This window comes from Peribacillus sp., assembly GCF_059453735.1.
The window spans coordinates 1-4,167 of record NZ_JAZVJO010000137.1 but is presented as its reverse complement, the minus strand read 5'-3'; the positions used below and the strand labels follow the sequence as shown (position 1 = coordinate 4,167).

Sequence of the window (4,167 nt, the reverse complement as noted above, 5' to 3'; positions counted from 1 at the left end):
ATCGAATAAGACAAGTTTCTATCTAACTTAGAACCGGGAGTGCACATGAGTTGAACAGGGCTATGATGCACTCTTACTTATTTCTAAAAAATAAATAGAATTTTTAGAAAAATCTGTTGATAATCATAGATTAAATGATATAATTTATGAATTATCTATTAGGAAGAGGCGAGGAGATAGGATGAATCAAATAACATCTATCAGAAAATGGGTTCAGATTGAGGATATTTTGGTTGCTCATCACGAGTTAAAAGACATAGTTTCTCATACTCCACTCCAAAAAAATGAGCGCCTATCAGAAAGATATCAATGCAATATTTTTTTAAAGAGAGAAGATTTACAGCATGTACGCTCCTTTAAACTAAGAGGGGCTTACTATAAAATGAAAACCTTAACGTCATTGGAAACGAAAAATGGCGTCGTTTGTGCCAGTGCCGGAAACCATGCGCAGGGTGTGGCATTTGCTTGTCAACAAATGGGGGTTTCGGGTAAGGTATACATGCCTGCAACCACCCCTCGTCAAAAGGTCGGGCAAGTGAAGATGTTTGGTAAAGGTTTTGTTGAAATCATCTTAGCAGGGGATACGTTTGATGATGCCTTTGCAGAAGCTAAACGTTGTGCGGAAGAAGAAAAGCGGACATTTATCCACCCATTTGATGATGAGATGGTGATTGCTGGACAAGGAACAATTGCTGTTGAAATCTTAAATGATTGCGAAGAACCGATTGATTTTGTTCTAGGCGGAATTGGCGGCGGCGGTTTAATGTCTGGTGTGTCTTCCTATTTTAATGCAAAATCGCCAAGTACGAAATGTATAGGTGTAGAGCCTGAAGGGGCAGCCTCGATGAGTTATTCGTTTGAGCAAGGGAAGCCGACAGGTCTTGAACAAATTGATACGTTCGTTGATGGTGCAGCCGTGAAATATGTGGGTGCAAAGACATTTGATATATGTCATGAACTTCTTTCAGGGATCATTTCAGTCCCGGAAGGAAAAGTGTGTACAACTATTTTGGAACTATATAATGAACATGCTATTGTTGCTGAACCTGCGGGAGCTCTTTCAGTGGCAGCTCTGGATTTTTATAAGGAACAAATAAAAGGAAAAAATATCGTTTGCATTATCAGCGGCGGAAATAACGATATTGAAAGAATGCAAGAAATTAAAGAAAAATCGATGTTATATGAAGGGTTACTGCATTATTTTATCGTGAATTTCCCACAACGGGCTGGAGCATTGCGAGAATTTCTTGATGAAGTACTGGGTCCAGAAGATGATATTGCTCGATTTGAGTATACTAAGAAGAATAATAAAGAAGATGGACCTGCATTGGTCGGTATTGAATTGAAGCACAAAGAGGACCATGATCAGTTAATCGATCGTATGACAAAGAAGGGTTTTCCTTTTGTTGATGTGAATAATGATACTCGTTTATTTAACTTGCTCATTTAATTAAAGGTGGAATTCATCTTGGAGTTAGAGTATTATAGATACGAAGCAAGAGCATCAGGCTTTTGCTTCTTTTTTTGGATGAATATGCTAAAAAGAAACAAAGGGGATGTATGAATGTTTTCAAACATTGGTATACCAGGATTGATACTTCTATTAGTTTTGGTACTTATTATTTTTGGACCAAAAAAACTTCCTGAAATCGGACGAGCCTTCGGCCAAACCTTACAGGAATTCAAAAAGTCTACCCGTGAACTAACAAAAGATCATGACGATGTGAAGGATGAAAAAAAAGACGTAGTAAAATAATTATAGATAATGTGGTGTGAGATGACTAATCTTACACCCTTTTTACTGAATGGTATGTAATGTAGATTAATTAAAGGCGTGATTAATGTGGCAGAAAAAGATTTAAACCTCATTGAACATCTTGAGGAGCTCAGAAAGAGATTAATTATTACCGTTTCCGTTTTTCTTCTATCTTTTATTATCGGTTTTATTTATGTAGAAGATATTTACAAATGGCTGGTCAAAGACCTAGAAGTTAAATTACTAGTGCTTGGACCCAGTGAAATTATCTGGATTTACTTTATGCTGGCGACCGTTATAGCTATTGCGATAACGATACCCGTTCTAGCCTTGCAGATTTGGCTGTTTGTGAAACCAGCACTGTTGGACAATGAAGTGAAAGCAACCTTAGCTTATATACCAGCATTGTTCCTTCTGTTTCTCGGTGGACTTGCGTTTGGCTATTTTGCCATTTTGCCGATGATTCTTGATTTTCTTCTTGAGCTAGGTGAGGGAATGTTCGAGACCACCTTCACTGCAGAAAAGTATTTCGGATTTGTCTTAAATATGACGATTCCGTTTGCCATTCTATTTGAATTGCCGGTTGTAACCATGTTCTTGACATCTATTGGGATTATTAATCCCTTCGTTCTACAAAAACTGCGGAAATATGCTTACTTTGTGTTGGTCCTTATCGCGATCACGATTACTCCCCCGGACTTTATGTCTGATTTTATCGTCACAGTACCCCTGCTATTACTTTATGAAATCAGTATTTCGCTGTCTAAAATTGTTTTTAGACGTAAACAAAGGCGGGAGGCTAAGGCAGAACAAGCGGTTAGTGGGGAATAGTCAGGTTTAATTTTGGATTTTATTACGTATTTAAACATGTAAAGGTCCTCCTAAATTGTGTATAATAATGAGTAATCGGGAGAAAATGAGGATTGATACTGTGCTGTTTAAAAGCCTAGAGTTCAGAAACTGTCTTGGACATAAGGTGACTATTACAGAAATACCAGTTTTACTATCCGAGAATTACGCTTGCTTTATGGTAAATGCTCGTCTTGAAATGTTTGTGAATGAGATTTATATGAAGAAAGATTATAAAGTTTCTTATTCCTTTAAGGGATACCTGTTATCTGTATTGAGATGGCCTGAGTATAAAGAACTCTTTGCAGATGAGCTGCAGCATAATGCATAAGATGAAACGCCATGGTTTATTCCTTCTTATTGAAAAAAAGTATCAATTTTTGATTTCTTTTTCTATTAGGATGGGGTGAGCGATGGTCTTTTTTTAAGATGGGGAGGAAATATATATTATTGCCTAACATTTTGTTTGAATGGGCCTACTGAAAAGGTATAATACATAGTGTATTGTTATCATAAGGATGTGAAATTGTGGGTAAGGTAAAAATAGTCACGGATTCAACTGTTGATATGACTCCTGAAGAGCTCAAGAAATATGGTGTTGAAATGGTACCTTTATCAATTTCAATAAATGATGAGGTATTTTTAGACAAAATTGAAATAGAACAAGATGAATTTTTACAGAGAATGAGAAAATCAAAAGAACTGCCGAAAAGCTCGCAGCCGCCTGCTGGTGTCTTCTTGGATGTCTACAATCGATTGGGGCAAGATGGAAGTGATATCATTTCTATTCACATGACAGGTGGTATGAGCGGTACTGTTCAATCTGCAGAGAGCGCTGCTAGCATGTCAGATGCAAAGGTTCATGTAGTTGATTCTAAATTTATTTCAAAAGCATTATCCTTCCAGGTTATAGAAGCTGCTAAAATGGCAGAGGCAGGAAAAAGTGTTGCTGAAATTTTGGAACGTTTAGAGACGATTCGAAATCAGACAGGCTTAATTATTGTCATTGATACGTTGGAAAACTTAGTTAAGGGCGGCCGAATTGGAAAAGCATCAGCGTTTATTGGTTCGCTTCTTAATATTAAGCCAATTGCTATCCTTGATGAAGGTGTCTTGAATCCCGTATCCAAAGCAAGAAGTCAGGCTCAAGTTGTGAAATATATTACGAAAAAGTTCACGGCAGATACAAGCGGCAAGGTAGTTAAAGGAATCGGAATCGTCCATGTAAATGGTTTTGAAATAGCCGATAAAGTCAGGAAAGCAGTTGCTGAATTATCTGGATTCGGTGAGATTTTGCTAGAAGATACCACCCCTGTAATTAGTACACATACAGGTGAGGGTGCCTTTGCTATTATGTATTATTGGGATTGATATAAAAAGAACGTCCGATTTCTTAATGGACGTTCTTTTTCGTGTCTATTCTTCTGGCATTGGAGTTGGAGTGGGACTTGCATATCCGTCAGCATATTTTTTATCGATAGCTTGTCGAACCTCATTAACGGTTATACCTGCGTTTTCCATGGCTATGGAATCAGCAGCAATTTGCAGACAAACACCGCATC

The 4,167-nt window shown here is 37.6% G+C and carries 6 protein-coding genes; 5 read left to right on the top strand and 1 reads right to left on the bottom strand.

The features are described 5' to 3' along the window. Window positions 1–181 precede the first annotated feature (181 nt). The 5 genes from ilvA (at window position 182) to AC52RT_RS04620 (ending at window position 3,976) form a co-directional block, all read left to right on the top strand. Window positions 182–1,450 carry a threonine ammonia-lyase IlvA gene (ilvA, locus tag AC52RT_RS04640; RefSeq protein ID WP_495539671.1) on the top strand — a complete coding sequence of 423 codons (1,269 nt, stop codon included), beginning with the start codon at window positions 182–184 and terminating at the stop codon, window positions 1,448–1,450. A gap of 114 nt (window positions 1,451–1,564) precedes the next feature. Then, window positions 1,565–1,756, top strand: coding sequence for a twin-arginine translocase TatA/TatE family subunit (locus AC52RT_RS04635; protein ID WP_495539670.1), 192 nt, complete (start codon window positions 1,565–1,567; stop codon window positions 1,754–1,756). An 87-nt stretch (window positions 1,757–1,843) separates the two neighbouring features. Then, on the top strand, window positions 1,844–2,587 hold the full coding sequence (gene tatC / locus AC52RT_RS04630; RefSeq protein ID WP_495539669.1) for a twin-arginine translocase subunit TatC: 744 nt from the start codon (window positions 1,844–1,846) through the stop codon (window positions 2,585–2,587). Window positions 2,588–2,654: 67 nt separating this feature from the next. Continuing rightward, on the top strand, window positions 2,655–2,936 hold the full coding sequence (locus AC52RT_RS04625) for a DUF2535 family protein (RefSeq protein WP_495539668.1): 282 nt from the start codon (window positions 2,655–2,657) through the stop codon (window positions 2,934–2,936). Window positions 2,937–3,133: 197 nt separating this feature from the next. Continuing rightward, the gene (locus tag AC52RT_RS04620; RefSeq protein ID WP_495539667.1) at window positions 3,134–3,976 is read left to right on the top strand and encodes a DegV family protein; all 843 of its coding nucleotides are present in this window, start codon (window positions 3,134–3,136) and stop codon (window positions 3,974–3,976) included. A 45-nt stretch (window positions 3,977–4,021) separates the two neighbouring features. On the opposite strand, the gene AC52RT_RS04615 is transcribed toward AC52RT_RS04620, so the two are convergent. After that, window positions 4,022–4,153, bottom strand: a complete 132-nt coding sequence (locus AC52RT_RS04615; protein WP_495539672.1) for a PCYCGC motif-containing (lipo)protein — start codon at window positions 4,151–4,153, stop codon at window positions 4,022–4,024. Between the last annotated feature and the right edge of the window lie 14 nt (window positions 4,154–4,167).

Excerpts from the sequence above, each read along its gene's own strand:
- ilvA (WP_495539671.1), top strand. The coding sequence starts at position 182 with ATGAATCAAATAACATCTATCAGAAAATGGGTTCAGATTGAGGATATT.
- AC52RT_RS04625 (WP_495539668.1), top strand. The coding sequence starts at position 2,655 with ATGAGTAATCGGGAGAAAATGAGGATTGATACTGTGCTGTTTAAAAGC.
- AC52RT_RS04635 (WP_495539670.1), top strand. The coding sequence starts at position 1,565 with ATGTTTTCAAACATTGGTATACCAGGATTGATACTTCTATTAGTTTTG.